A 26,633-nucleotide genomic window follows, 5' to 3' on the forward strand; every position below is an offset into this window, starting at 1 on the left:
TTCATGGCGTATCAATTTGACTTTGTACCCGTGCTGGCCAATACCGACCTGCTGCTGCGCGGCGCGCTGTTCACCCTTGAGCTGACGGCCATCGGCGCGATCCTCGGCGTGGCCCTGGGTACCGTCGGCGCGGTGGTGCGGGCATGGAAGATCCAGCCGTTTGCCTGGTTCTTCGGCGTCTATGTCGAGTTGATCCGCAACACGCCGTTCCTGGTGCAACTGTTCTTCATCTTCTTCGGCCTGCCGTCCCTGGGGCTGAAGATTACCGAGTGGCAGGCGGCCGTATTGGCGATGGTAATCAACCTGGGGGCCTACTCCACGGAGATTATCCGCGCCGGCATCCAGGCCATTCCCCGTGGGCAGCTGGAAGCTGCAGCAGCGTTGGCGATGACGCGCTTCGAGGCGTTCCGCCACGTGGTGCTGCTACCGGCGCTGGGCAAGGTGTGGCCGGCCCTGAGCAGCCAGATCATCATCGTGATGCTCGGCTCAGCGGTGTGCTCGCAAATCGCCACCGAAGAGCTGAGCTTCGCCGCCAACTTTATCCAATCGCGCAATTTCCGCGCATTTGAAACCTATGCCCTGACCACCCTGGTGTACCTGTGCATGGCGCTGATGATTCGCCAGTTGCTCAATTGGATCGGCCGCCGCTTTGTGATGAGGAACAGCCGATGAGTGATTTTTCCTTCTGGGACATCGTGCGCAATCTGCTGACCGGCTTGCAGTGGACACTGTTGCTGTCGCTGGTGGCGTTTATCGGCGGCGGCCTGATCGGCTTGCTGGTGATGACCATGCGCATCAGCAACAAGGCGTTCGCGCGCAATGTTGCGCGCACCTATATCGAACTGTTCCAGGGCACGCCGCTGCTGATGCAACTGTTCCTGGTGTTCTTCGGCATCGCCTTGCTGGGGATTGATATTTCGCCCTGGCTGGCGGCAGCGATTGCCCTCACTTTATTTACCAGCGCCTACCTCGCCGAAATCTGGCGCGGCTGCGTCGACTCCATCGCCCACGGGCAGTGGGAAGCCTCGGCCAGCCTGGCGCTTAATCCGCTGGAGCAACTGCGCTATGTGATCCTGCCCCAGGCGCTGCGCATTGCCGTCGCGCCAACGGTGGGGTTCTCGGTGCAGGTGGTCAAAGGCACCGCAGTCACCTCGATCATCGGCTTCACCGAATTGACCAAGACCGGCGGCATGCTCGCCAACGCTACCTTCGAGCCCTTCATGGTCTACGGCCTGGTGGCCCTCGGTTACTTCCTGCTCTGCTACCCCTTGTCCCTCAGTGCGCGCTATCTGGAAAGGAGACTGCATGCCTCTGCTTAGAATTTCCGCCCTGCATAAGTACTACGGCGATCACCACGTCCTCAAAGGCATCGACCTGACCGTTGAAGAAGGCCAGGTGGTGGCGATCATCGGCCGCAGTGGCTCGGGCAAGTCCACCTTGCTGCGCACCCTCAACGGCCTGGAATCGATCAACGACGGCGTGATCGAAGTCGATGGCGAATACCTCGACGCCGCCCGCGCCGACCTGCGCAGCCTGCGGCAGAAAGTCGGCATGGTATTCCAGCAGTTCAACCTGTTCCCGCACCTTACGGTGGGCGAAAACGTGATGCTCGCCCCACAAGTGGTGCAGAAAGTGCCCAAGGCCAAGGCCGCGCAACTGGCAAGACAAATGCTTGAGCGCGTGGGACTGGGGGAGAAGTTCGACGCCTTTCCTGATCGCCTGTCCGGCGGCCAGCAACAGCGCGTCGCCATTGCCCGCGCCCTGGCCATGTCACCCAAAGTGCTGCTGTGCGACGAGATCACCTCGGCCCTGGACCCGGAGCTGGTCAATGAGGTACTCAGCGTCGTCCGTCAGTTGGCCAAGGACGGCATGACCTTGATCATGGTGACCCACGAGATGCGTTTCGCCCGAGAGGTTGGCGACAAGCTGGTGTTCATGCACCAGGGCAAGGTGCATGAAGTTGGCGACCCCAGAATACTGTTCGCCAACCCGCAAACCCCAGAGCTCGCCAACTTCATCGGTTCAGTGGAGCAGCCGGGCTGACCAGTTCGAAATGACCCTGCCCTTCCAGCAAGGTCTGGCTGTGCACCTGCAAAACGTCGGAGGGCAGCTCGGTGTCGATGTCGACCTGGGCGGTCAGTCGCTTTCCGGCCACCGGTGCCACAAGGACCTGGCCCGGCAATAACTGCCCGTTGACAGCTTCACCGGGCAGATGTGCCACCCCCCACGTGACGGGCTGCCCATCCACCTGGGCATGCTTGAGGGTCAGACGAAAGCGCCCCTCACGACCAAAGCGAAAACCTTGCCCATCGGCCGCCCCGACAAACCGCAATGCCATCGCCGAAGGCTCTGCACAGAGTACGCTCAGGTGCACCGTGCGCGTTCCCAGCGGGAAGGATGCGCTTGGGGCCAGTGTCTCCTTGCGAATAACGCCATAGTCGATACGGGGCTGACTGACGGACACCCGGCAATTTTCAGCCCGTACACCCTGGACCATCAACAATGTGCACATCAGTGCAAAGCCCATACCTTTGCGATCAGCGGCCATGGCACACCGCCGATGCTGTCTCGTAGAACGTGTCATTGTCACGCGGGGTCTCGGTGGCCAGATTCAGCAGGCAGGTAGAAGAGTCCGGCAATGAAACCCGCAGGCTTTGCTCGTTATTGGCGTCGTTCAGGAAAATCATGCCCTCGCCCACCACGCTGGTCAGGAAGCGATTGTTATTGTCGAACACCGAAGCGCCCTGAGGCAGCGGTTGACCCTGTTGATCAACGGCGGAGAGCAACATGCGGCGCACTGTCACCACATCAAACGCCACGCTGTTGACCGACCCTCGGCCCGCGGCGAGCACCTGGGTGCCGTTCTTCAGGTCAACACGCTTGGGCAGGGACTGGGTTTGCACTTCGATGCGACTATTGGTGTAGGCCGGCAAGCCGGGAATCACGGCTTGCCCACTGAAGTCGGTCCATACCGGTCCGTGTGGGGTGTCGATTTTCGCAGCGCTGAGCTTGCCCACCGATGCGATGCCAAACGTGTCCTGCACGGCATACGGCGAGAACGTCAACCCACCTTCGTGAGCCACCATGCCGCCTTGCAACTGCCCGGTATAGCTTGTACCCAGCGGGTCCCGATTGACCCCCAGGCCGACGCGGGTGTATCGCGGCATCAGGTCCACCTGACCCCGAACCGATTGCTCCCTGGCACTGAGGTCACGTTCGATACCCACGTCGTAATTCACATACTCATTGACCCGTTCACTGAGCGCGACGCCTGCACTGGCCTGCTTTCCACGATGACTGGTATAGCTGTTCAGGCGACGATCACTGCCCAAGGGCACGCTGACCTGCAAACGCACGGACAGGTCATCGTCCTGGGCGGTGTCGCGCCGCCGGCCTCCACTCGCAGCATCACGGCGTACCTGGCTACCGCCCACTTGCGAGTCGGCGATCAACGCGACATCGGCGTGGCGAAACGACTTGTTCCATGAAGCGAACACATGGTCTGTAGCGTGCCCGTCAAGCTGCGCGCTGCGGGTGTAGCCCAGGGAAAATGCCCCCAGCGTGTTATCGACCCAGCTCAGGCCTGCCGTGTACTGATGACTGAAGCGCGACCCCAGTTCGTCGGCGTTACTCGGGCGACCCGCTTCCAGCACCTCGCGATACCCACGGGTCTGGGTGGTTGCGCTGAGATTGAGGTCGAGATTGCCGTACACCGGGCTGCTCACCGACACACTGCTGCGAGACCCGGATACCGCGTTGCGACTGTCCCGGGACACGTTATGACGTGCGCCCACGGAAACCCGCTGGAAAAACACGCTGCTGAGGGTGCCGCCTGCCGACCAGTATTCGTCGGTATTCAACAGGCCAACGCCGGCCGAGGAGTCGCGGCCCAGGCCCCACGTGCCGCTGGCCATGGCGACTACCGGCGACGGGGCCTGCTCTTGCTCGTTTTCACGCACCTTGCCAAGGGAGAAGTAAAAGCCCGGTGCCGCTGGCGCAGCTCCTGCGAAAGAGGCGGCAGGCACCACGAAACTGCGTCTGGCGCCCCGTACATCGATGACGCTGACCTCCAGGTCGCTGGTGCCATTGAGCAAGGGCAGGCCCGTCAGCCTGAAAGGGCCTTCAGGCACCAGCGTGCTGTGAATCAGCACGCCTGCCTGGCGTACTTCAATGCGTGACTGGCTTTGGGCCAACCCTTCAACCACGGCATTGTTGCTGCCCGCCGGCGCCCGCGACTGGCCATCGGGGGAAAACTGCACACCGGACAATTGAATCCCACTGAACAACGGGTTGTTACTGGCGAGTTGGCCTACCTGGAAAGTCGACTGCAACGCAGCGAGGTCTCGCTGGGCATAGGCATACAGGTGCTCGGTACGGGCCACACCATTGTCAGATACATAGAATTGACGACTACGAACAATCCAGTCACCCACGTTGAAGCCCGCCTCGGTATGGGCCGAGACGAACCGGCTGGGCCCACTGCGCGAATGGCTGTCGAAACCCTGCACGTCATAGTTGAACAACGCCGCCGTACCGCCTCGGGCAAATTGTCCGGCCTCCCATTGCGGCGCACGCAGTGATCCGGTCGGTACCACCAGCGCCACCTCGTCGCTGCCGGGGCGCAGTCGCACCATCGTCGTCGGGAAAGCGCCGAGGAAGTCATGGCAGGCCTGGTCCGCATCAGTCCCCTTGCCAAGCATGCCGCTGGGCGTTACCAACCCGGCTTTCTCCAGCAGCCCAGGGGTAAAGCACAGCTGCCCGTGTGAATCGAACCGCGCATCCACCAAGCCCAGGGGGTTCCCGTTAACCCGCAGCCCCACCACCTGAACACCCTCGCGAAAACGCGCCGCACTACGGAAGTAGTCAGACACTTTCGGATCAATGCCATGGGTGGTGAGCGCCGCCAGATCGAACCCCTCGCCCAGCTCCAGCGCGGGAGCAAGGCCAGGCAAACTCCATAACGTCGCAAATCCCATAAGCAGCGTGGGTCGGCGGGGCCACAACGACGTCATACGTTTGTTACTCGACAGGTTTGTCATGGAACGATCAATCCCCATTGGCATTGATCGGGGCGCGGTAGTTGTCCGCCGCAAACCCGTAGACCGTGGCCGGCTGGATATTGACGGCAGTCACACCCGCCAACGGCCCATCAACGCTCAACGCCAGCGCTTCCCCCGGCAATAGATAGGTGCGCGGCAGCGTTGCAACGATTTGTTGAGGCAGCAACTGCACCTCCGGCGCCAGGCGCACCACGTAAGCGCTGTCGTTATGCACCGTTAGGCGCTCCCCCACCTGCTTCCACTTCAGCAGCTCCCAAGGGGTGTGATGCAGAGGTAAACCTCGTGGGTGCAGGATCAGCGGCAAGTTCTGTCGCAGGGTGATGCCGATGGTCGTACCGCCAGGGGCTTTAGCCTGGGGAATGCCCTCGAAGGAAACGCGTTTCAACCGCTGGGTCTTCAAGGGCTCTTTCAACGTGCTGATGAAACGCACCAACTGGGTTTCACCTGCCTCTACGCGCGTAATGGGCGGCGTCACAATCAGCAGCGGCTCCACGTCCTCGGGCACGTTCTCGACGACAGAATGAAGCAGCGCCGGTGCCGCATCGGTATTCTTGATGTTTATTGTGGCTTCGCCCTGCTCTTCATAGAGCACAACCAGGGTAGTTTCCGGCAACATGCCGTCCGCCATTGCAAAACTTGCGAAATACAAACACACACCTGCACACAGCAACCGCACATTACTTATTGCTGAAAAACTAGGCACTCAGTACTCCCCGCAACATTTAAGTTGACGATTGACGCCCACATAAAAACAGCCGACAAGAAACATAGGGTTTCAGGCCGGCTGTAGTTCAGTCGCTTAGATGTAATTCAACTCAAGCGTTGCACGCCCATCAAGGGTAATGTCACGGCTCAGGTCCAGATCCTGACCTTTGTTGATCACCGCCCTCACAGCAATAGTTCCGGTCAACTGAGTGATCATGGCGGGAACCGCAGTTGTACTGCTGCGCCACGAATGTTGACTAGGCGACTGGGCAACTTTGCCGTCGCTGTTCTGCCACGCGCCGGTGCTCACACGCACGATGGGACTGAGCACTGTGGACGACGACCGGAGGTCCTTGAGGGTAACCGCAAAGCCGCCGGTCCTGCGGCCAGAGGCGCTCCCCAAGCCGTAGTTATGAGCCTCGGTATAACCTGCCCCCAGCGCATTGAGGATGCCTGGCACTTTGCTGCCAGCCTGCAGGTCGACAAACTTCAGCCCGAACTGAGCAGCCGTGGTGCCACAGTTGATACTCAGGGGAGTGGTCATTTCCGCGAGCGGGTTGAACGCCGTCGGAAGCAGTTTGCCCGAAGGGATGGTGCCGTAGTTGATAATGCCGCCGCCGGTCATGCTGAGGTTGCAGGCGGCAGGTTTGATCGTACCCCTGACGATCAGTTCTGCACTGGTGGATGCCTGAGCGTTAAAGGCCGCAGCCAGATAAGCAATACCAAGAGTCAATCCAACAATTTTCTTCATATTCGACCTGTCACTGAAAGTTTTCAGGCGTATTTATTTTTGCCTTGAATTCAAACCATAAATAAATAACACCACGGCAAAATTGCCGAGTGACAGTCTGTCTCTTTGGCACTTACCTAAAGAATAAGACAACCCTTTAATTGGTGTCGGAGCGATAAAAATAAACTGTCGTCCGTGCCTGCCCCATCAGTAGGCTTGAGCAAAATAATGAATAGAACTCTGACTCACAGGCTGTAGGCCAAATCAAAGCTAAGCGTAAAAGGCCCCTAAGTTAAAATCCCCTACAGTGGCTCGCGCACTTGCGAGCAGCAGCTTAAGACGACAGCCTACACTTCCTACAAACAACACCTACAGACGTCGCCGGCGACATTCCCGAAGCACAACGCGTTGGCGTCAGCGGTCGATCGTGGCACGATGGTCAGGTTATCGACCGAGACCCCCAAACCATGCCGCAATCCCAAGCCAAGAATCTGTCCCTGATCGCCGCCATCGACCTGGGCTCGAACAGCTTTCACATGGTCGTGGCCAAGGCCCAGAACGGCGAAATCCGCATCCTTGAGCGGCTCGGAGAGAAAGTGCAACTGGCTGCCGGGATCGACGACGCGCGCCAGCTCAATGAAGAATCCATGCAACGCGGGCTCGATTGCCTCAAGCGTTTTGCCCAACTGATCAACGGCATGCCCCTGGGCGCGGTGCGGATCGTCGGCACCAACGCCCTGCGCGAAGCGCGCAACCGTGGCGAATTCATCCGCCGCGCCGAGGAAATCCTCGGGCACCCGGTAGAAGTCATCTCCGGTCGTGAAGAAGCGCGCCTGATCTACCTCGGCGTGTCCCACACCCTGGCCGACACCCCCGGCAAGCGCCTGGTGGCGGACATCGGCGGCGGCAGCACCGAGTTCATCATCGGCCAGCGTTTCGAACCACTGCTGCGCGAAAGCCTGCAGATGGGTTGCGTCAGCTATACCCAGCGTTATTTCAAGGACGGCAAGATCACCCCGGCGCGTTACGCCCAGGCCTACACCGCAGCGCGGCTGGAGATCATGAGCATCGAGCACGCCCTGCACCGCCTGACCTGGGATGAAGCCATCGGCTCATCCGGCACCATCCGGGCCATCGGCCTGGCCCTCAAGGCCGGTGGGCATGGCACGGGCGAGGTCAACGCCGAAGGCCTGGCCTGGCTCAAGCGCAAGCTGTTCAAACTCGGGGATGCGGAGAAAATCGACTTCGACGGCATCAAGCCCGACCGCCGCACCATTTTCCCGGCCGGCCTGGCGATTCTCGAAGCCATCTTCGACGCCCTTGAACTGCAACGCATGGACCACTGCGACGGTGCCCTGCGTGAAGGCGTGCTCTACGACCTGCTGGGCCGCCATCACCACGAAGACGTGCGTGAACGCACCCTCAGCTCGCTGATGGAGCGCTATCACGTTGACCTGGAACAAGCGGCACGTGTAGAGCGCAAAGCCCTGCATGCCTTCGACCAGGTGGCCGAGGATTGGGACCTGGAAGACGGTGTATGGCGTGAGCTGCTGGGCTGGGCCGCCAAGGTGCATGAAGTGGGCCTGGATATCGCCCACTACCATTACCACAAGCACGGCGCCTACCTGATCGAGCACTCCGACCTGGCCGGTTTTTCCCGGGAAGACCAGCAGATGCTTGCGCTGCTGGTACGCGGCCATCGCCGAAACATCCCCAAGGATAAATTCGCCGAGTTCGGTGATGAAGGCATCAAGCTGATCCGCCTGTGCGTGCTGCTGCGCTTCGCGATCCTGTTCCACCACATCCGTGGCACCCAGGAAATGCCCCAGGTCAAACTGCGTGCCGATGGCGACAGCCTGGAAGTGATGTTCCCCAAAGGCTGGCTGGATGAAAACCAGCTGACCCAGGCGGACTTTGCCCAGGAAGCGGAGTGGCTGACGCGGGTGGGGTTCAGCCTGAACCTGCGCTGACTCGATCCAAAGAACACCGCAAAAACAAATGTGGGGGGGCAAGTCGAATCGTCGCACCGCCCCTCCCACATTTTCAGACCTTATTGCGTGTCAGTTCACCGCAAGAATCGGGCTGCCCAACTTCTCCAGCAACGTCGCCTGCGCGCTGCGCGGGTTCTGGTTGCCGGTTGGCGTGTTGCGCACGTAACGCCCGTCCGACTGCAGGCTCCAGCTGTGGGTATTGTCGGTCAGGTAGCTTTCCAGCTCCTTCTTCACTCGCATGATCAGCTTCTTGCCTTCCACCGGGAAGCAGGTCTCAACACGCTTGTCGAGGTTGCGCTCCATCCAGTCGGCACTGGAGAGGAACATCTGCTCTTCGCCGCCGTTGAGGAAGTAGAAGACCCGCGTGTGCTCCAGGAAGCGGCCGATGATCGAGCGCACATGGATGTTGTGCGACACCCCGACAATGCCCGGACGCAGGCAGCACATGCCACGCACCACCAGGTCGATGCGCACGCCGGACTGGCTGGCCTTGTACAGCGCGCGGATGATCTTCGGATCGGTCAGTGAGTTGAACTTGGCAATGATGTGCGCCGGTTTGCCATCGAGGGCGAACTGGGTCTCGCGGGCAATCATGTCGAGCATGCCCTTCTTGAGGGTGAACGGCGCGTGCAGCAGCTTCTTCATGCGCAATGTCTTGCCCATGCCGATCAACTGGCTGAACAACTTGCCGACGTCTTCACACAAGGCGTCGTCGGAGGTCAGCAGGCTGTAATCGGTGTAGAGCTTGGCGTTGCCGGCGTGGTAGTTGCCGGTGCCCAAGTGGGCGTAACGCACAATTTCGCCGGCTTCGCGGCGCAGGATCAGCATCATCTTGGCGTGGGTCTTGAAGCCGACTACGCCGTAGATCACCACCGCGCCGGCCGCTTGCAGACGGCTGGCCAGTTGCAGGTTGGATTCTTCGTCAAACCGCGCACGCAATTCGATCACGGCCGTGACTTCCTTGCCGTTACGCGCGGCGTCCACCAGCGCATCGACGATTTCCGAGTTGGCACCCGAGCGATACAGGGTCTGGCGTACGGCCAGGACGTGTGGGTCCTTGGCGGCCTGGCGCAGCAGGTCGACCACCGGGGTGAAGGACTCGAACGGGTGCAGCAGCAGGATGTCCTGCTTGCTCACGACGCTGAAGATGTTCTCGCTGTTTTGCAGCAGTTTCGGAATCTGCGGAGTGAACGGCGTGTATTGCAGCTCCGGATGGCTGTCCAGGCCAGTGATGCTGAACAGGCGCGTCAGGTTCACCGGGCCGTTGACCTGGTACAGCTCGGTCTCGCTGAGGTTGAATTGCTTGAGCAGGTAGTCAGACAGGTGTTTGGGGCAGGTGTCGGCCACTTCCAGGCGCACTGCATCGCCGTAGCGCCGCGAGAACAGCTCACCGCGCAGGGCACGGGCCAAGTCTTCGACGTCTTCGGAGTCCAGCGCCAGGTCGGCGTTACGGGTCAGGCGGAACTGGTAGCAGCCCTTGACCTTCATGCCTTGGAACAGGTCATCGGCGTGGGCGTGGATCATCGACGAGAGGAATACATAGTTGTCGCCAGCGCCCCCCACCTCTTCCGGTACCTTGATGATCCGTGGCAACAGGCGCGGGGCCGGGATGATCGCCAGGCCGGAATCGCGACCGAAGGCGTCGATACCTTCCAGCTCGACGATAAAGTTGAGGCTTTTGTTCACCAGCAACGGGAACGGGTGCGTCGGGTCGAGGCCGATAGGAGTGATGATCGGCGCGATCTCGTCGCGGAAATAGCGGCGCACCCACGTCTTGATCTTGGTGGTCCAGTGACGGCGGCGGATGAAGCGGACCTGATGTTTTTCCAGCTCCGGCAGCAAAATATCGTTGAGGATCGCGTATTGGCGGTCCACATGGCCGTGCACCAGCTCGCTGATGCGCGCCAGTGCCTGGTGCGGTTGCAGTCCGTCGGCACCGGCTTGTTCACGGGCGAACGTGATCTGCTTTTTGAGGCCGGCGACGCGGATCTCGAAGAACTCGTCCAGGTTGCTGGAGAAAATCAGCAGGAATTTCAGGCGCTCCAGCAACGGGTAGGACTCATCCAGCGCCTGTTCCAGCACGCGGATGTTGAATTGCAGTTGCGACAGCTCGCGATGGATATACAGGCTGCTGTCATCCAGGTTGGTCACCAGGGGCACCGGCGCCGGCGCTGGCACTTCGGCCACCACGGCAGGCGGGGCCGGCTCCAGCTCGGGAGGTGTCTCGGTGACTTGTTCAACCACCGGGTGAGCGTCTTTTACTGCAACTTCGGAGAGTCCTTCGGTATTCATCGAATGTTCCTGTGAGGGCTATTGTTGCTCTCTAAGCAATTGGGCGGCGCGGGCGGCAAAGTAGGTCAGAATGCCATCAGCCCCCGCGCGTTTAAAGGCCGTCAGGGATTCCAGAATCACCCCTTCACTCAACCATCCGTTCTGTATTGCAGCCATGTGCATCGCGTATTCGCCGCTGACCTGATAGACAAAGGTCGGCACCTTGAATTCATCTTTGACCCGCCAAAGGATGTCCAGGTACGGCATCCCCGGCTTGACCATCACCATGTCGGCGCCTTCGGCCAGATCGGCCGCCACTTCGTGCAAGGCTTCATGGCTGTTGGCCGGGTCCATCTGGTACGAGGCCTTATTGGCCTTGCCCAGATTCAGCGCCGAGCCCACCGCATCGCGGAACGGGCCGTAGTAGGCGCTTGCGTACTTGGCCGAGTACGCCATGATCCGCACATTGACATGGCCGGCCAGCTCCAGGGCTTCGCGAATCGCCTGGATACGTCCGTCCATCATGTCCGACGGTGCAACCACCTGGGCGCCTGCCGCAGCGTGGGACAAGGCCTGCTTGACCAACGCATCGACGGTGATGTCGTTCTGGACATAACCCTCTTCGTCCAGAATGCCATCCTGGCCGTGGGTGGTGAACGGGTCCAACGCCACGTCGGTGATCACGCCCAGCTCGGGGAAACGCTCGCGCAAGGCGCGGGTAGCGCGCTGGGCAATCCCGTCCGGGTTCCAGGCTTCGGCAGCGTCGAGGGACTTGAGTTCGGCTGGCGTGACCGGGAACAGCGCCAACGCCGGAATCCCCAATTCGACCCAACCCGCCGCCTCTTCAAGCAACAGGTCAATAGTCAGGCGCTCTACACCCGGCATCGACGCCACCGCTTCCCGACGATTTTCGCCGTCGAGCACAAACACCGGCAGGATCAGATCATTCGTCGTCAGGACGTTTTCACGAACCAGACGGCGTGAAAAATCATCACGGCGATTGCGACGCAGACGAGTGGCGGGGAACAGGCGATTGGCAGGGGTAAAGCTCACGACAGACTCCTGAGCCCGGGTTTACGGGCGAGCGTTGCAGTTATAAGCGGCCATTATGACGAAGGTATGACAGTTGTGCTTATCGATGCGACCTGTAGTCGCATTCGTCGTTTATGTAGGAATTGTTCACTTCGTGACACATCTCGATACTTTCATGAATGTTCACGAAGGCGTAGGCTGCGCGTTCATTTCGCCAGCACCCAGACCATGCTTCAACAATTTCTGCATGACTTCGGCTACTTTGCCCTCTTCCTCGGGACCTTCTTTGAAGGCGAGACCATTCTGGTGCTCGCAGGCTTCCTGGCGTTCCGTGGCTACATGGATATTAACCTGGTGGTGGTCGTTGCCTTCTTTGGCAGCTACGCCGGCGACCAGCTCTGGTATTACATGGGGCGCAAGCACGGCCGCAAGCTGCTGGCACGCAAACCGCGCTGGCAATTGATGGGCGACAAGGCGCTGGAACATATCCGCAAACACCCGGATATCTGGGTGCTGAGCTTTCGCTTCGTCTATGGATTGCGCACAGTGATGCCGGTGGCGATTGGCCTGTCAGGCTACCCGCCACTGCGCTACCTGATCCTCAACGGGATTGGTGCTGCCATCTGGGCCGCGGCCTTGGGTGCGGCGGCTTACCACTTCGGCGCGGTGCTGGAAGGCATGCTCGGCAGCGTCAAAAAGTACGAATTGTGGGTCCTCGGCGCATTGTTGCTGCTGGGCTTTGCCCTGTGGCTGCGCCGCCGCTTCAAGAACGCCCGCATTGCCCGCCAGGCCTGTGCCGACGCCAAGGCCAGGCTCGCAGCCGAGCCGGCCTCGGTCGAAGCGCCTAAGACACCAGTCGAGTAAGCCGGCTTCTACAGCAGTAGAGGCCGATCACGCTGAGCAGGCTGTAACTCAGCAGCCCCAGCCAGCCAAGGTGGCTGGCCGGCCACAGCCCGACCTGCGGCGCCAGCCACACCAGCGGCACATTCAGCGCCAGGCGCGCCAGCTCGGCCTTCAAGGCCCACGGGCGATTCTCCAGGGCCACGCCCAAAGTAAACAACCCCAGCGCCATCCCACTCCAGCCCAAGACCAACGCTGCCGTGGGCAAACCCTCGCCGACATTCATCAAATAGCTGCCAAACCCCACATATGCCGCAAACTGCAGGGCGATGTACACCTGTTGGCGCACGTCCAGCGGCACTTCGAATTTTCGGAACTGGCTCAAGTCGGGCTTGGCCAGGGGGTATTTGGCCTGCACGTCCGCCGGGCGCCAGCCGGTGCGCATGAACCAGATGCGCAGCTTGTCCCACTGGCTCTCGGTACGCCGTGCATCGCTCCACAGCTGCGCATAAAACTGCAGGTTGGCCCACAGCGGGTTCCAACTGGCCAGGGGCGTGGTCACGCCGAAAACCACCGGTTCGTTGTCGTCTTCTTCCTGGAAGGTGCCGAACAGCCGGTCCCAAAAAATGAACACCCCGCCATAGTTGCGATCCATGTAGAGAGCGTTCTGTGCATGGTGGGCCCGATGATTGGACGGCGTGACGAAGCACCACTCGAACCAGCCGAGCTTGGGCACATGGCGGGTGTGCACCCAGAATTGATAGAGCAGGTTGAGGGACGCCACGCTGATGAACACCACCAGCGGCACGCCGAGCACGGCCAGAGGCAGGTAGAAGACCCAGCTCAACAGGAAACCCGTGCTGGTCTGGCGCAGGGCGGTGCTGAGGTTGTAGTCCTCGCTCTGGTGGTGCACCGAGTGCGCGGCCCACAGGATGTTGCGCTCGTGGCCCATGCGATGCAGCCAGTAGTAGCAGAAGTCGTAGAGCACAAAGGCGAAGACCCAGGACCAGACGCTCTGGGTCGGCAGCTCGATCACGGCCAGGTGCTTGAGGGCGAATGCGTAGGTCAACAGCCCTACGCCCTTGGTCAACAGCCCGGTAGTGGTGGACAGCACGCCGGTGCTGAGGCTGTTGATGGCGTCCGCCACCCGGTAGTTGCGCTGACCACGCCAACGGTCGGCGAGCAGCTCCACTACGATCAAGGCAATGAAAAACGGTACCGCGTAAGGCACGAAGTCCATGGGCTAGTCCGGTCTATTTTTGTTACATCAAGATTAGGTGCAGAGGCGTGAGATCCCATTGGCAACAGGTTACAAATTAGTAGACATTTAACGCCAAGACTCCAGGAGAAATGCCCATGAGCAAAAAGATTGCAGTGATCCTTTCCGGCTGCGGCGTGTATGACGGCGCAGAGATCCACGAAAGCGTGATCACCTTGCTGCGCCTGGACCAGCGCGGCGCTCAGGTCCAATGCTTTGCCCCCGACATGCCACAGTTGCACGTGATCAACCACCTCACCGGCGAAGAGATACCCGAGTCGCGCAATGTGCTGGTGGAATCGGCGCGCATTGCCCGAGGCGAGGTGAAAGACATCAAAGAGGCCAATGCCGAAGACTTCGATGCGCTGATCGTGCCCGGCGGGTTTGGCGCGGCCAAGAACCTGTCGGACTTTGCGGTGAAAGGCGCCGAGTGCAGCGTCAATCCACAGGTGTTGGCACTGGCCGAAGCCTTTGCCGAGGCCGGCAAGCCGGTGGGGCTGATCTGTATTTCACCGGCCCTGGCTGCCAAGATCTACGGCCCCGGTGTGACCTGCACCATTGGCAACTGTGCCGACACTGCCGCCGCACTGGACAAGATGGGCGCCATCCACCAGGAGTGCGCGGTTGAAGACATCGTCGAAGACAAGGCGCGCAAGCTGGTGAGCACTCCGGCTTACATGCTCGGCAAGAGCATCAGTGAAGTGGCCTCGGGCATCAACAAACTGGTGGATCGGGTGCTGGAGCTGACCCACGAAAACGACTGACCCGCTCACACAGCACTCAATTGTGGTGAGCGGGCTTGCACCCGCGCGAGGCAAGCTCGCTCACCACAGGAGTCAGGCCGGGCGCATCAACTTAGTGAGGATGCGGTCCAGGGCATTGGCGAACGCCTGCTTATCCTTCTCACTATGGGCCGGTGGCCCGCCGCCCATCTGGCCTTGCTCACGCAGATCGGTGAACAGGTTACGCACCGCCAGGCGCTCACTCATGTTCGCGGGGCTGAACTCCTTGCCCCGTGGGTCAAGCGCCGTGACGCCCTTCTTGACCAGGCGATCGGCCAACGGCACATCGCTGCAGATCACCAGTTCGCCGGGCACGGCATGTTCCACCAGGTAATCATCCGCCGCGTCCGGGCCGCTGGGCACCACAATCAGCTTCACACAGGCAAAGCTCGGCTTGATCTGACTCTGCCCGGCCACCAGCACCACCTCGAACTGGCGCTTGAGGGCAAACTTGACCACCTGGTCCTTGGCCGCCCGAGGGCAGGCGTCGGCGTCGATCCATACCCGCATGATCAAGCCGCCACGCGGCGTTTTTCGGCCAAACGGCTGCGGCCATACAGCACCACAATTGCCAGGATCGCCACCGCCTGCGCGCTCAACGAATAGGCGTCGGCGTGGATGCCCAGCCAGTCGAAGTCAAAGAACGCCACCGGCCGCGTGCCGAAGATGCCGGCTTCCTGCAACGCCTTGACGCCATGCCCGGCGAACACCACCGAGAGTGCGCACAACAGCGCTGCGTTGATGCCGAAGAACAGCGCCAGCGGCAACCTTGCCGAACCGCGCAGGATCACCCAGGCCAGGCCCACCAGCAGCACCAGCGCCGTGGCACCGCCCGCCAGCACAGCGTTGTGCCCGGCCGGCCCGGCTTGCAGCCACAGGGTTTCGTAGAACAGGATCACTTCGAACAACTCGCGGTATACCGAGAAAAACGCCAGCACGGCGAAACCGAAACGCCCACCACCGCCCACCAGGCTGCTCTTGATGTAGTCCTGCCACGCCGCTGCATGGCGGCGGTCGTGCATCCACACGCCCAGCCACAGCACCATCACACTGGCGAACAGGGCCGTGCAGCCTTCAAGCAATTCGCGCTGGGCGCCGCTCACATCAATCACGTACGCCGCCAAGGCCCAGGTGGCCAAGCCCGCCAGCAGCGCCAGGCCCCAGCCGACGTTAACGCTGCGCACCGCCGATTGCTGGCCGGTGTTACGCAGGAAGGCGAGGATCGCCGCCAGCACCAGAATCGCTTCCAGGCCTTCGCGCAGCAGAATCAGCAGACCCGAGATGTAGCTCAACGACCAACTCAAGCCGTCGCTGCCCAACAACCCGGCGGATTCGGTGAGTTTGCCTTTGGCGACGTCCAGGCGCTGCTGCACCTGCTCAAGCGGCAAGCCGTCCTGCAGCGACTGCCGATAGGCCATCAGGGCCTTCTCGGTGTCCTTGCGCACGTTGGCGTCGACGTTGTCCAGGGAGCTTTCCACCAGCTCGAAGCCTTCCAGATAAGCCGCTACGGACAGGTCGTAGGCTTGTTCGTGGTCGCCATTACGGAACGCGGCGAGGCTCTTGTCCAACGTCGTCGCGGTGTAGTCGAGCAACTGCGCCGGGCCACGCTTGACCTGCGGCGGCTGCGCCCGCTGGGCGCGGAAGGTGGCGGCAGCGGCCGGGCCGTCGGCGGCCAACACTTCGTTGGGGGTTTGGCGTGCCAGATCGGCGAGGTTGAAGGGCTGCTCACTTTTTGCCGCCGCGGGGTCAGCGGTGAAGCTGGCGATGTAAGTGGCCAGGTCCCAGCGCTGACGGTCGTCCAACTGGTCGGCGAAGGACGGCATATCGGTGCCTTCGACGCCCAGGCCCAGGGTGTTGTAGATCGCGTAGAGGCTCAGGCGATCCAGCCGCGTGGCATCCCGCAGGTTGGCAGGCGGCGGCGTCATGCCCACGCTCGCCGGGCCATCACCGGCGCCGGCCGTGCCGTGGCATACCGAGCAATGCTGGGCATAGAGCGGTGCGCCGCGTGTCGGGTCCGGCGTGATGACCGGGGCCTGGCTGACTTCATACGCCACAGCCAGCTTCGCGCCCAACTGACGGGCCTGACGAGCGACAATCGCGCCGTCCTCGTGCGCTTTGACGGCTGACAGTAACTCATCAACATCCTTGACCAACTCGGCGCGCTCAGGCTTTTGCGGCAAGTCCGCCACCAGCCCCTGCAACACCCCGAGAAACTCCACCTGCTCGCGGTATTCCGAATCATCCACCACCTTGCCCGCCTCCACCGTCGGCGGGTAGTCAGCGCCAATGTAGTCCAGTAAATGCAGGGCTTGTGGCGCGCCTTCGGCAGTCGCGGCCAACAGGTTGAAGCTGCACGACATCAACGCCGGCAACAACAGCCAGGCGAGAAAACGGAAGGGGGCAGTCATGAATGAATCTCAAAGGGAAATACGAAGTAACACATTGTTAGGGCTTCAGGGGTTTGACTCAAGCCGTAAGTGATCTGGCGTGGTCAAGCACGGCGACTTTAACGCGAAGTGGTGGCATTTTTGTGGGTAGCATCACGGCAAAAAGCCATTGTTTTGCCAGTAACGGCGCCTATAATGCCGCGCCCTGTTAGTGCGAAAGGGAATTTCATTCCTCGTTTTTATGAGGAATTACCACACCGGTTGACTACTTTCAGGGAAGAAGTTGCATGGCACTTCGCGCCTTACCTCCGCTCGCGCTCGTGGCGGTCACCTTGCTCTCCGGCTGTTCGATGTTCCGCAGCTACGACTCCGAGCTGCAAGCCACCAACCAGCAACTGGCCAGTGGCAATGTCGACAGCGCCTTGACCCTGCTGGAAAAGAACAACACTGGCGAAGACAAGGACCTTCTGTATTACTTCGAGAAAGGCGAGTTGCTGCGAGCCAAGGGCGACCTGACCGGTAGCCAGACCGCCTGGCGCAGGGCCGACCTGCAAGTCTACACGTGGGAAGAATCGGTCAAGTTCGACAGCGCACGGTACCTTTCCCAGTTCGGCAGCTTGCTGGCCAACGACAAAGTGCGTCGCTACGAAGGCTACGACTACGAAAAAGTCATGCTGACCACCCAGATGGCCCTGAACCTGCTGGCCCTGAATGACTTCGATGGTGCACGCACCGAAATCAAGAAAACCCACGAACGCGAAGCCGTGATCGCCGACCTGCGCGACAAGGAATACCTCAAGCGCGAGGATGAAGCCGAGCGCCAAGGTGTGACCACCCAGATGAAAGACCTGAGCGGTTACCCGGTGGAAGCCCTCAACGCGCCGGAAGTGGTCGGCCTGAAAAACAGCTACCAGAGCGCCTTCAGCCATTACCTGGCCGGTTTCGTCTACGAAGCCCTGGGTGAAAAAGACCTGGCCGCGCCTGGTTATCGCAAGGCTGCGGAGCTGCGCCCTGACACCCCGCTGCTGGAAAAGGCCCTGCTGGATCTCGACAAGTCCAAGGTCGGCGCCGATGAAACCGACGTGCTGATCGTGGTCCAGAGCGGCCTGGCGCCGGCCCGCGATTCGATCCGCCTGCCGCTGCCAATCCCGATCAACGGCAACCTGGTGATCACCCCGCTGTCTTTCCCGGTGATCAAGGCCGACCGCTCCACCGCGACCTTCACCCAGATTGGCGTCGACGGCCAGCAACAGAACCTCACGGCCCTCAATAGCACCACAGCCATGTCGCGCCGAGCCCTGCGCGATGACATGCCCGGCATCATCCTGCGCACCACCGTGCGTGCGGTCACCCGTGGCGTGGCACAAAACAACCTGAACAGGACCAACCCCATGGCGGGCCTGGTGCTGGGCATCGCCTCGGCCGTGACCGAAGGCGCCGACACCCGCACCTGGCGCACCCTGCCGGACATGACCCAAGTCACCCGCCTGCGCCTCAAGCACGGCGAGCATCAGGTCAGCCTGCCCAACGCCCTGGGCGGCACGCGAGTGATGGTCAAGGCCGACCAGCGCTACCAGGTCATCACCCTGCGCGTGGTCGGTAACCAGGTGTTTGCCGGCGGTCTTGCGGCGCATGTGGTGCCGAGCACGCCGCCCCAGGCCATCGCCACCCTCAAACAACCTTAAGGAGCACGCTATGCGTCGTTTCATCCTCGGCGCCCTGGCGCTGATCCTGCTCGCCGGCTGCGCCACCCCGCCGCCGCCGGAACCCGGCAGTGCCGCGAGCAAAATCGTGGTGATGGGCAAGTTCAAGGGCGTCGCCGTCGGCGCCATTCGCGTCGCCCGCGAGAACGGCTTTCTCACCGCCAAGGTGCAGTTGAGCAATATCACCAGCAGTAACCAGACCCTGTATTACCGCTTCGCCTGGCTGGGTGCCGACGGTTTCCCAGTGGGCGATGAAGACACTTGGAAGGTGCTGAACCTGTACGCCAATCAGGCCACCTTCCTGCCGGCCATCGCCAATCTGCCCCAGGCAGCGGACTTTCGCCTCGAAGTCAAAACCCCTTGAGCCGTCCACCCTTCTTGAGAGATTTTTCCATGTTTGCACGCGTTTCGATGCTCGCCGTGGTGGCCGTCCTGGCCAGCGGTTGCTCCAATACTTCGCCCGTGTTGGGTAGCAAGAACATCAACTACGGCGATACCAAGGCCGTGGAAACGGTCACCAACGAGTTCGGTTCCACCGACCTGCAGATGATCGCCGAAAGCATGACCCGCTCCCTGGCCCAGTCCGGCATCCTGCAAGGCCGCCCGGTGGTGCAGGTGTATGACGTGAAGAACAAGACCAGCGAGTACATCGACACCCGCGAGATCACCACGTCGATCAAGACCCAACTGATGAAGACCGGTACCGCGCGCTTCGCCAGCGACAACACCGACATGCAAAGCCAGGTCGACCAGCTGAAACTGCAGAACCAGAGCGGCCTGTACAAGAAGTCCACCGTGAGCAAGACCGGCAACATGATCGCGGCCAAGTACCGGCTGGAAGGCTCCATCAGTTCCATCGTCAAGCGCAGCGCGGACTACAAAGACGTGTTCTACAAGTTCAGCCTGCAACTGATCGACGTCGAGAGTGGCCTGGCCGAATGGATGGACGAAAAAGAAATCCGCAAGACCACGGAGCGCTAAGCAATGCGTGCATGGATCGGTTTGATCGGCCTGCTGTGCGCCTTTGGCGCGTCGGCCGCGCCGAAGATCGCGGTGACCGACCTGGCCTACGAGGCGCGGGTTGAGGAATACATCCACCAGGTCTCGGCCAGTAACAATTTCCAAGCCAGCAGCTACCAGGCCAGCGGCGCGGCGAGCTACAGCGAGTACGAAAGCCGCAACAGCTACATCGAGCAGACCGAGCTGCGCAAATTCAGTGGCGACATCAAAGGCGAGATCCTCAAGTCCCGCCAGTTTCAACTGGTGCAGGGCACGCCTTACACCGCCGATGCCAAGGGCGACGTCTACGACGTGATCAAGCGCATCAAGGCCGGCCACTTCAAGGGCGCGGACTACGTGCTGTTCGGCACGCTGTCAGACATCGACTTCACCCAGGACATCAACGCGCTGGACCACACCAACAGCTACTCGGCGGTGCTGGGCCTGACGCTGGTGGCGGATTTCAGCCTGATCAACACCCGCACCTTTGAAATCACCTCGGCGTTTACCGCCATGGGCGAAGGCCAGGACACCAAACTGGTGAGCAGCCGTGACCAACGCATAAGCCTGAACCGGCCACGGGTGGTGAAAGAAGTGTCGAAGACGTTGGGTGAGGATGTGGCGCGGCAGTTGGCGGAGCAGTTGGGTGGCGGCTATCAAGCGCCTGGCCAGCCGGTGTTGCGTAATAACCTGCCAAGGGATGAAGCGCCGAAAATCCTGCGCTGAGCCCAAGCTTCACAACCAACCACAAAATCAATGTGGGCGGGGGCTTGCCTCCTCCCACACTTTGATTGCGTTTCGTCAGCTCAAGCCGTTGCGCGATGCAGGCTGGCGAGGAAGCCCGCTGCCCCCACAAACAACCCCGCAAACGTGCGGTTCACACGCTTCTGCTGCTTCGGCGTGCGCAACAGGCGCAGCACCTTGGACGCCAGCCCCGTGTACCCCGCCATCACAATCATATCGACGCTGATCATCGTCGCACCCAGGATCAGGTACTGGATCAGCAACGGTGCCTGCGGGTTCACGAACTGCGGCAGTACCGCCAGCATGAACACCAGGGCTTTAGGGTTGCTGGCGTTGACCAGAAAACCGCGGAACATCATCGCCATCGGTTTGCCGATCGCGCGTGGCGCGGCGTCATCGCTCATGTCCATTGGCAAGGCGCGCCATTGCTTGACGGCCAAGTACACCAGGTAGGCCACGCCGAACCATTTGATCGCATAAAACGCGGTGGACGACGCCGCCAGAATCGCACCCAGACCACCCGCCACCACGGCAATCTGCATCGCCAGGCCCAGTTGCAGGCCAATGGCGTTCCAGTAACCGCGCACAAAACCATATTGCAGGCCGCTGGACATCGAGGCGATGGCACCGGCGCCAGGGGAAAGGGAGATGATCCAACTGGCCAGGAAAAAGGCCAGCCACGTATCGAGTGCCATTGCACACCTCGGGAAGGAATTAGCGATTGTGTCTTAAGCTAACTCCGCAGGCCGAAGGCTGGCTATAGATTTTTACAAGATGTGAGTACTAGCGGTCGCCCGGAAACACATGGGTGCCTGGCCAGCGCCGCACGGAACGTTGGAAGAACAGGCTGTTGGGCACTTGCACCATCGCGCTGTCAGTCCCGGCCTCTGCGACCTCGACCAACGTGGTGTAGAGCAGGTTGATTGCTACCACACGGCCTTTCACACCCGGCTTGTCGACGGTATCCACCAGCTCGACGATGTCACCAATGCGGAACGGCCCGACCGTGAAGATCAGGATCGCGCACAGCAGGTTCGACAGCACCGACCACATCGCGAAGAACGCCACGGCGGCAACCGCAACAAACCCCGACAACGCGGTCCACAGCACCGTGGCCGACACGCCCAGGCGACCCAGCACGAAGATCAGCGCACTGCCCATGATCAGCCAGCGCAGGCCGCCGCGCAGTGGCATCAACAGTTGCGGCGGGAACGGGTAGCGCTCACCCAGGCGAGTCAGGCCTTTGGCAACGAAACGCTGGGCGAGGTAAGCGCCCAGCAGGATCAGCAGGATTTGCACACCGATCCACACAGGCTCGACCCATTGCGTCGGGATCGGCAATTGCAACGCTTCCATCAGGACAGCGCCTCCAGCTCCGCTTGCAGGGTTTCGAGCAGTTCGAGGGCTTCCATCCAGGTTTCCTCCAATTGCCCTTCACGCACCTTGAGCTTGGCCTGTTCGGCCAGCAGGTCGCGCAACTCATCCTTGCGCGCAGCCTCGTACACCGCACTGTCGCCCAGGCTGGCTTCGATCTTGGCCAGGCGCTCGTGCAGCTTGCCCAGCTCGGCTTCCAGCTTGTCGGCTTCGCGCTTGTGCGGTGCCAACTGTTGGCGCAAGGCTGCAGCAGCCTGACGTTGAGCCTTCTTGTCGGTTTTGTCCGGGTTGATCGGCGTGTTGCTGACCGGTGCGTTGCGCAGACGGTAATCCGTCAGCCAGCGTGCGTAGTCATCCAGGTCGCCGTCGAACTCTTCGACTTTGCCATCGGCCACCAGCAGGAAGTTGTCGGTGGTGCTCTTGAGCAAGTGGCGATCGTGAGACACCACCAGTACCGCACCACTGAATTCCTGCAGGGCCATGGTCAGCGCCAGGCGCATTTCCAGGTCAAGGTGGTTGGTGGGCTCATCGAGCAGCAGCAGGTTCGGACGGTCCCAGGCGATCAGCGCCAGCGCCAGGCGCGCCTTTTCACCACCGGAGAAGTTCAGCACCGGCTCATCGATGCGCGCGCCACGGAAGTCGAAACCACCGAGGAAATCCCGCAGGGTCTGCTCGCGCTCGGTCGGTGCCAGGCGTTGCAGGTGCAGCAGCGGGCTGGCTTTGGAGTCCAGGGAGTCCAACTGATGCTGGGCGAAGTAGCCCACCACCAGGTTCTCACCACGGGTCAGGCGGCCGGCCAGGGGTTGCAGCTCACCTGAAAGGTTCTTGATCAGCGTCGACTTGCCCGCACCGTTAGGGCCGAGCAAACCGATGCGCGCACCTGGCGTGAGCTGCAGCTTGACCTTCTCCAGGATGGTTTTGTCGCCATAACCCAGGCGGGCATCCGAGAGGTCCAACAGGGGGCTGGAGATCTTCACCGATTCGCGGAATACAAAGTCGAACGGCGAATCGACGTGGGCTGCCGACAGTTCTTCCATGCGCTCCAGGGCTTTGATCCGGCTCTGGGCCTGACGGGCCTTGGTGGCCTGGGCCTTGAACCGGGCGATGTAGCTTTCCATGTGCGCACGTTGCGCTTGCTGCTTCTCGAACGCCTGCTGTTGCTGGGCCAGGCGCTCGGCACGGGCACGCTCGAACGCAGTGTAGCCGCCCCGGTAGAGGGTGATTTTCTTCTGTTCGACGTGGGCGATGTTGTCGACCACGGCGTCGAGGAAGTCCCGGTCGTGGGAAATCAGCAGCAAGGTGCCCTGGTAGCTCTTGAGGAAATCTTCCAGCCACAGGATCGCATCAAGGTCCAAGTGGTTGGTCGGCTCGTCGAGCAGCAAAAGGTCCGAGGGGCACATCAGCGCCTGGGCCAGATTGAGGCGCATGCGCCAGCCGCCGGAGAAGTCGGCGACCGGGCGGTCCATTTGCTCGTTGGTAAAGCCAAGGCCGGCAAGCATCTTGCGGGCGCGGGCATCGGCGGTGTAGCCGTCGGCGCTGTCGAGTTCCGAGTGCAGGCGGGCCTGAGCGGCGCCGTCCTGGGCTTTCTCGGCCTCGGCCAGGTCGTGTTGCACCTGGCGCAGACGCAGGTCGCCATCGAGCACGTAGTCGATCGCGATGCGGTCCAGGGTGTCGATCTCCTGGCGCATATGGGCGATGCGCCAGTCGGCCGGCAGCAGGCAATCCCCGGAATCCGGGGTCAGCTCACCCAGCAACAGGGCAAACAACGTGGATTTGCCGGCGCCGTTGGCACCGATCAGGCCGGCTTTGTGACCGGCGTGCAGGGTCAGCTCGGCGTCTTCGAGAAGACGTTGCGGGCCACGCTGTAATGTTAGGCTTTGAAGTCGGATCATAATGGCGGCGGAGTCTACCAGCTTCGTTGGCCAATGGCTTGGGTGTGAATATGTGTGCTGACCTGTGGAGCTTTGCCCTCTCGACTTACGCCCGTCCGGGTGTGGAGTCGGCGTGTCTGCGTTTGCAGGAACAAGGAGCGGATGTGTGCCTGCTGCTGTGTGGGGCGTGGCTGGAACATCGCGGGGCGGCGCTGACCTGCGAGCGCGTGCAGGCATTGAAACAGATCGCCGGACCCTGGCAGGCACACGTCATCGACCCGTTGCGAAAGGTGCGCGTGCAATGGCGGGTGTTGGCGCAGCAGGATGAACAGCTGTCGGCGTTACGGGAGCGGGTCAAGGCCCTGGAGTTGGAGGCGGAACGCGAGCTGCTGTCACGCCTGGAAGCGCTGGCAAAGACATGGTCGAGCGCAGAAGTGATGGAGCATCAGAAATGGTTGGAAGGACTGGTGGCTGAGGCTGCCACCAACCTTGACCACGACGCGCTGCAACACTTGCGCGTCGTGGCCACCGACACTTAGGAAGCGCTGGTTGGAGTGGTGCTTGGTGCTGCCGGTGCAGGGGTGCTGCTGGCCGGGGCGCTTGGAGCGGTGGAGGCAGCCGAAGTAGCCGCAGGTGCTGCTGGCTTGGCGGGTGCTGGCTTGGCGGCTGGTTTTGCAGCAGCGGTTTTAGCAGCTGGCTTGGCGGCTGGTTTCGCAGCAGCAGTTTTAGCAGCTGGCTTGGCGGCTGGTTTTGCAGCAGCGGTTTTAGCAGCTGGCTTGGCGGCTGGTTTCGCAGCAGCAGTTTTAGCAGCTGGCTTGGCGGCTGGTTTTGCAGCAGCAGTTTTAGCAGCTGGTTTGGCGGCCGGTTTTGCAGCGGCAGTCTTGGCAGCTGGCTTGGCGGCTGGTTTTGCAGCAGCGGTTTTAGCAGCTGGTTTGGCGGCTGGTTTTGCAGCGGCAGTCTTGGCAGCTGGCTTGGCGGCTGGCTTTGCAGCAGCGGTTTTAGTAGTTGGCTTGGCGATCGCTTTAGCAGGTGCGCGCGCGCCCAGTGCCTTCGCTACAGCTTCTTTCACACGACCGACGCCCTGGGCCAGTTTCAGGCTTTCCTGAGCATCTTTCTTGAGTTGGGAAATGTAGGCGCGGGTTTGAGCCTGGCGATCCTTGAGGGCGTCCAGCAGGTCCTCAAGTTCTTTGACAGCGTCTTTGGCTTTGGCTTGTGCCTTGGCCTTGCCGGCAGTAGCGGCGCCCTGCAGTTTGGTGCGGGATTTGTGCAGTTTTTCTTGCGCCTTACCGCGTTGTTTTTCCAATTTGGCGAGCAGTTTTTCTGCATCGGCCAACGCTTGGGAGCACGCGCTTTCCAGATGTTCGAGCAGGCTGCTCGACAGTTGTTGGAGTAAGTGCAACGGGGTATTAACAGGCTTCTGTTTGGCCGACATGGTTTACCTCCTGGCTGACGTGGGTGCGGCTCATACTAGCCCTCTGCTCTTACCGCCGCTAGGGCATGTTGACAGTATCGTTTGCCATGCGTTGCACGGTACGAAAATTCTTATTGATATAACGAAAATACGCGGCACTTTTTACCCATTCACACTGGCATAATCCGTCGCACTTCAGGCGGGAGAATGCCCATGTCGCGTTACCTTTTTCTTGTGCTGGGCTTGGCAATTTCCGTGGCCAATGCGAGCGAGCAATCACCTGCCAAAACGGCAGACCAAGACCAGCACGACCTTGCCTACAGCCTTGGCGCCAGCCTCGGTGAACGCCTGCGTCAGGAAGTACCGGACCTGCAGATCCAGGCCTTGATCGACGGCCTCAAGCAAGCCTATCAAGGCAAGCCGCTGGCGCTGGATAATGCACGCATCGAACAGATTCTTGCCCTGCACGAAGCGCAGGCCGAAGCCGACGCTCACGCCCCCAAAAGCGAAAAAGCCCTTGCCGCTGAACAGCAGTTTCTGGCCAAGGAAAAAACCGCGAAAGGGGTGCGCGAATTGGCCGATGGAATCCTGCTCACCGAACTGGCACCTGGCAGCGGTAGCAAGCCCGGCGCGAATGATCAGGTTCAAGTGAAATACGTGGGCCGCTTGCCCGATGGCACGGTCTTCGATCAGAGCACACAGCTCCAGTGGTTTCGCCTGGACAGCGTGATCGACGGCTGGAGCAGCGCGTTGCAACAGATGCCCGTGGGAGCGAAATGGCGCCTGGTGATTCCATCCGCCCAAGCCTATGGCGCCGACGGTGCAGGTGAGTTGATCCCGCCTTACACGCCATTGGTATTCGAGATCGAATTGCTCGGCACTCGCCACTGACCCAATAAAAAACGGTGCGCCATGCGCACCGTTTTTCCAACTGCCGTTGAGGATCAAGCCTGAGTGGCTGACTCTTCCTTGTGGGCGTTGTGCAGCACTTCGATCAGGCAGTCTTCCAGTTCGAAACGCTCGTGAAGCAGTGCGCCCAACTCTTTGAATTTTTCGGCAACACACTGCCCCTTGTCACAGAGGTCGTTGAAGGCGACGAGCTTTTCGGTGATGGCATCAAGGCGCGGATAAATAGTATCAGCCAGCTCCAACCCCCGAGCATCACCAAAGGCCTCTGCCTCCTTGGTTAGTTGATCGTAGACGCCGAAATGACCGGCTGACACGTAGTCCATCAACACACCGCAGAATTCCTGCAACGGCTTGCCATTCTCAGCCAACGCCTCAGGCTTGGCGCCAAGCGCATCAAAGGAGCGAACCAGTTCGTGACGTGCCTCCAGCCAGCTGTCGATCAGCTTGTGCACCCCACCCCAGCGTTCCTGAGCATTCTGACAACTTTCCAGCATGATGATCTCTCTTCCCTATAGGGGCGCTGCCGCCTGATGCCCACGCAAAACTTCAAGGATCAAGCTGCAGCG

At 61.0% G+C, this 26,633-nt stretch carries 26 protein-coding genes; 12 read left to right on the plus strand and 14 right to left on the minus strand.

Translation table 11 applies throughout. From position 1 onward, the window contains the following. Positions 1–3: 3 nt before the first annotated feature. The 3 genes from AOA60_RS20245 to AOA60_RS20255 are packed head-to-tail and all read left to right on the plus strand — an operon-like array spanning position 4 to position 2,043. Positions 4–672: an amino acid ABC transporter permease gene (locus AOA60_RS20245; RefSeq protein ID WP_017736949.1), complete on the plus strand. Its 669-nt coding sequence runs from the start codon at positions 4–6 to the stop codon at positions 670–672. After that, positions 669–1,319 carry an amino acid ABC transporter permease gene (locus AOA60_RS20250; RefSeq protein ID WP_099585947.1) on the plus strand — a complete coding sequence of 217 codons (651 nt, stop codon included), beginning with the start codon at positions 669–671 and terminating at the stop codon, positions 1,317–1,319. The genes AOA60_RS20245 and AOA60_RS20250 overlap by 4 nt, the downstream gene beginning before the upstream one ends. Then, on the plus strand, positions 1,306–2,043 hold the full coding sequence (locus AOA60_RS20255) for an amino acid ABC transporter ATP-binding protein (protein WP_099585948.1): 738 nt from the start codon (positions 1,306–1,308) through the stop codon (positions 2,041–2,043). The genes AOA60_RS20250 and AOA60_RS20255 overlap by 14 nt, the downstream gene beginning before the upstream one ends. Here the strand turns inward: AOA60_RS20255 and AOA60_RS20260 are convergent. The 4 genes from AOA60_RS20260 to AOA60_RS20275 form a co-directional block, all read right to left on the minus strand. Then, positions 2,015–2,548, minus strand: coding sequence for a hypothetical protein (locus AOA60_RS20260; protein WP_099585949.1), 534 nt, complete (start codon positions 2,546–2,548; stop codon positions 2,015–2,017). The genes AOA60_RS20255 and AOA60_RS20260 overlap by 29 nt on opposite strands. Further along, positions 2,538–5,039, minus strand: a complete 2,502-nt coding sequence (locus tag AOA60_RS20265; RefSeq protein WP_099585950.1) for a fimbria/pilus outer membrane usher protein — start codon at positions 5,037–5,039, stop codon at positions 2,538–2,540. Before AOA60_RS20265 ends, AOA60_RS20260 begins: the two co-directional genes overlap by 11 nt. Positions 5,040–5,046: 7 nt before the next feature. Further along, complete coding sequence (locus tag AOA60_RS20270; RefSeq protein ID WP_256592861.1) at positions 5,047–5,736, minus strand: fimbria/pilus chaperone family protein; 690 nt, start codon at positions 5,734–5,736, stop codon at positions 5,047–5,049. 123 nt (positions 5,737–5,859) lie between these two features. After that, positions 5,860–6,516 (minus strand): DUF1120 domain-containing protein, encoded by a 657-nt coding sequence (locus tag AOA60_RS20275; protein ID WP_099585952.1) that lies wholly within the window; start codon positions 6,514–6,516, stop codon positions 5,860–5,862. Between the two features lie 446 nt (positions 6,517–6,962). Between AOA60_RS20275 and ppx the strand changes: the two genes are divergently transcribed. Next, complete coding sequence (ppx, locus tag AOA60_RS20280; protein WP_160385030.1) at positions 6,963–8,465, plus strand: exopolyphosphatase; 1,503 nt, start codon at positions 6,963–6,965, stop codon at positions 8,463–8,465. Between the two features lie 90 nt (positions 8,466–8,555). Here ppx and ppk1 read toward each other — a convergent pair whose 3' ends face one another. Both ppk1 and hemB read right to left on the minus strand, forming a co-directional pair. After that, entirely contained in the window at positions 8,556–10,778 is a 2,223-nt protein-coding gene (gene ppk1 / locus AOA60_RS20285) for a polyphosphate kinase 1 (protein WP_099585954.1), read from the minus strand. Positions 10,779–10,796: 18 nt separating this feature from the next. Further along, the gene (gene hemB, locus AOA60_RS20290) at positions 10,797–11,810 is read right to left on the minus strand and encodes a porphobilinogen synthase (protein WP_099585955.1); all 1,014 of its coding nucleotides are present in this window, start codon (positions 11,808–11,810) and stop codon (positions 10,797–10,799) included. A 207-nt stretch (positions 11,811–12,017) separates the two neighbouring features. On the opposite strand from hemB, the gene AOA60_RS20295 reads away from it, so the two are divergent. After that, positions 12,018–12,653 carry a DedA family protein gene (locus AOA60_RS20295; protein ID WP_099585956.1) on the plus strand — a complete coding sequence of 212 codons (636 nt, stop codon included), beginning with the start codon at positions 12,018–12,020 and terminating at the stop codon, positions 12,651–12,653. Here the strand turns inward: AOA60_RS20295 and AOA60_RS20300 are convergent. Continuing rightward, positions 12,634–13,869, minus strand: a complete 1,236-nt coding sequence (locus AOA60_RS20300; protein WP_099585957.1) for a sterol desaturase family protein — start codon at positions 13,867–13,869, stop codon at positions 12,634–12,636. The genes AOA60_RS20295 and AOA60_RS20300 overlap by 20 nt on opposite strands. A gap of 116 nt (positions 13,870–13,985) precedes the next feature. Here AOA60_RS20300 and elbB point away from each other — a divergent pair, with 116 nt between their 5' ends. Next, positions 13,986–14,651 carry an isoprenoid biosynthesis glyoxalase ElbB gene (gene elbB, locus AOA60_RS20305; protein ID WP_099585958.1) on the plus strand — a complete coding sequence of 222 codons (666 nt, stop codon included), beginning with the start codon at positions 13,986–13,988 and terminating at the stop codon, positions 14,649–14,651. Between the two features lie 72 nt (positions 14,652–14,723). Here elbB and AOA60_RS20310 read toward each other — a convergent pair whose 3' ends face one another. Both AOA60_RS20310 and AOA60_RS20315 read right to left on the minus strand, forming a co-directional pair. After that, complete coding sequence (locus AOA60_RS20310) at positions 14,724–15,179, minus strand: YaiI/YqxD family protein (RefSeq protein WP_099585959.1); 456 nt, start codon at positions 15,177–15,179, stop codon at positions 14,724–14,726. Positions 15,180–15,181: 2 nt separating this feature from the next. Beyond that, on the minus strand, positions 15,182–17,077 hold the full coding sequence (locus AOA60_RS20315) for a cytochrome c/FTR1 family iron permease (RefSeq protein WP_099585960.1): 1,896 nt from the start codon (positions 17,075–17,077) through the stop codon (positions 15,182–15,184). A gap of 266 nt (positions 17,078–17,343) precedes the next feature. On the opposite strand from AOA60_RS20315, the gene AOA60_RS20320 reads away from it, so the two are divergent. Genes AOA60_RS20320 through AOA60_RS20335 form a run of 4 tightly spaced genes read left to right on the plus strand, consistent with a single transcriptional unit; the run spans position 17,344 to position 20,484 of the window. Continuing rightward, positions 17,344–18,741, plus strand: coding sequence for a COG3014 family protein (locus AOA60_RS20320; RefSeq protein WP_099585961.1), 1,398 nt, complete (start codon positions 17,344–17,346; stop codon positions 18,739–18,741). Between the two features lie 10 nt (positions 18,742–18,751). Next, on the plus strand, positions 18,752–19,123 hold the full coding sequence (locus AOA60_RS20325; RefSeq protein ID WP_099585962.1) for a YcfL family protein: 372 nt from the start codon (positions 18,752–18,754) through the stop codon (positions 19,121–19,123). Between the two features lie 29 nt (positions 19,124–19,152). Next, the gene (gene lpoB, locus AOA60_RS20330) at positions 19,153–19,740 is read left to right on the plus strand and encodes a penicillin-binding protein activator LpoB (protein WP_099585963.1); all 588 of its coding nucleotides are present in this window, start codon (positions 19,153–19,155) and stop codon (positions 19,738–19,740) included. Between the two features lie 3 nt (positions 19,741–19,743). Beyond that, entirely contained in the window at positions 19,744–20,484 is a 741-nt protein-coding gene (locus tag AOA60_RS20335) for a penicillin-binding protein activator LpoB (protein WP_099585964.1), read from the plus strand. A gap of 80 nt (positions 20,485–20,564) precedes the next feature. Here the strand turns inward: AOA60_RS20335 and AOA60_RS20340 are convergent, their stop codons facing one another. The 3 genes from AOA60_RS20340 to AOA60_RS20350 all read right to left on the minus strand — a co-directional run bounded on the left by AOA60_RS20340 (position 20,565) and on the right by AOA60_RS20350 (position 23,768). Continuing rightward, positions 20,565–21,197 (minus strand): LysE family transporter, encoded by a 633-nt coding sequence (locus AOA60_RS20340; protein WP_099585965.1) that lies wholly within the window; start codon positions 21,195–21,197, stop codon positions 20,565–20,567. An 88-nt stretch (positions 21,198–21,285) separates the two neighbouring features. After that, positions 21,286–21,858 (minus strand): mechanosensitive ion channel family protein, encoded by a 573-nt coding sequence (locus AOA60_RS20345; protein WP_099585966.1) that lies wholly within the window; start codon positions 21,856–21,858, stop codon positions 21,286–21,288. Beyond that, positions 21,858–23,768 (minus strand): ATP-binding cassette domain-containing protein, encoded by a 1,911-nt coding sequence (locus AOA60_RS20350; RefSeq protein ID WP_099585967.1) that lies wholly within the window; start codon positions 23,766–23,768, stop codon positions 21,858–21,860. Before AOA60_RS20350 ends, AOA60_RS20345 begins: the two co-directional genes overlap by 1 nt. Positions 23,769–23,818: 50 nt before the next feature. Here AOA60_RS20350 and AOA60_RS20355 point away from each other — a divergent pair, with 50 nt between their 5' ends. Continuing rightward, positions 23,819–24,286, plus strand: coding sequence for a TIGR02444 family protein (locus AOA60_RS20355; RefSeq protein ID WP_099585968.1), 468 nt, complete (start codon positions 23,819–23,821; stop codon positions 24,284–24,286). Here AOA60_RS20355 and AOA60_RS20360 read toward each other — a convergent pair. Next, positions 24,283–25,179, minus strand: coding sequence for an AlgP family protein (locus AOA60_RS20360; protein WP_099585969.1), 897 nt, complete (start codon positions 25,177–25,179; stop codon positions 24,283–24,285). The two genes, AOA60_RS20355 and AOA60_RS20360, sit on opposite strands and share 4 nt — an antisense overlap. 192 nt (positions 25,180–25,371) lie before the next feature. Here AOA60_RS20360 and AOA60_RS20365 point away from each other — a divergent pair, with 192 nt between their 5' ends. After that, entirely contained in the window at positions 25,372–26,049 is a 678-nt protein-coding gene (locus AOA60_RS20365) for an FKBP-type peptidyl-prolyl cis-trans isomerase (RefSeq protein ID WP_099585970.1), read from the plus strand. A 53-nt stretch (positions 26,050–26,102) separates the two neighbouring features. On the opposite strand, the gene rsd is transcribed toward AOA60_RS20365, so the two are convergent. Further along, complete coding sequence (rsd, locus tag AOA60_RS20370; protein WP_099585971.1) at positions 26,103–26,561, minus strand: sigma D regulator; 459 nt, start codon at positions 26,559–26,561, stop codon at positions 26,103–26,105. Positions 26,562–26,633: the final 72 nt, after the last annotated feature.

Source organism: Pseudomonas sp. 2822-17, from assembly GCF_002742485.1.
Classification (GTDB): Bacteria; Pseudomonadota; Gammaproteobacteria; order Pseudomonadales; family Pseudomonadaceae; genus Aquipseudomonas; species Aquipseudomonas cyclaminis.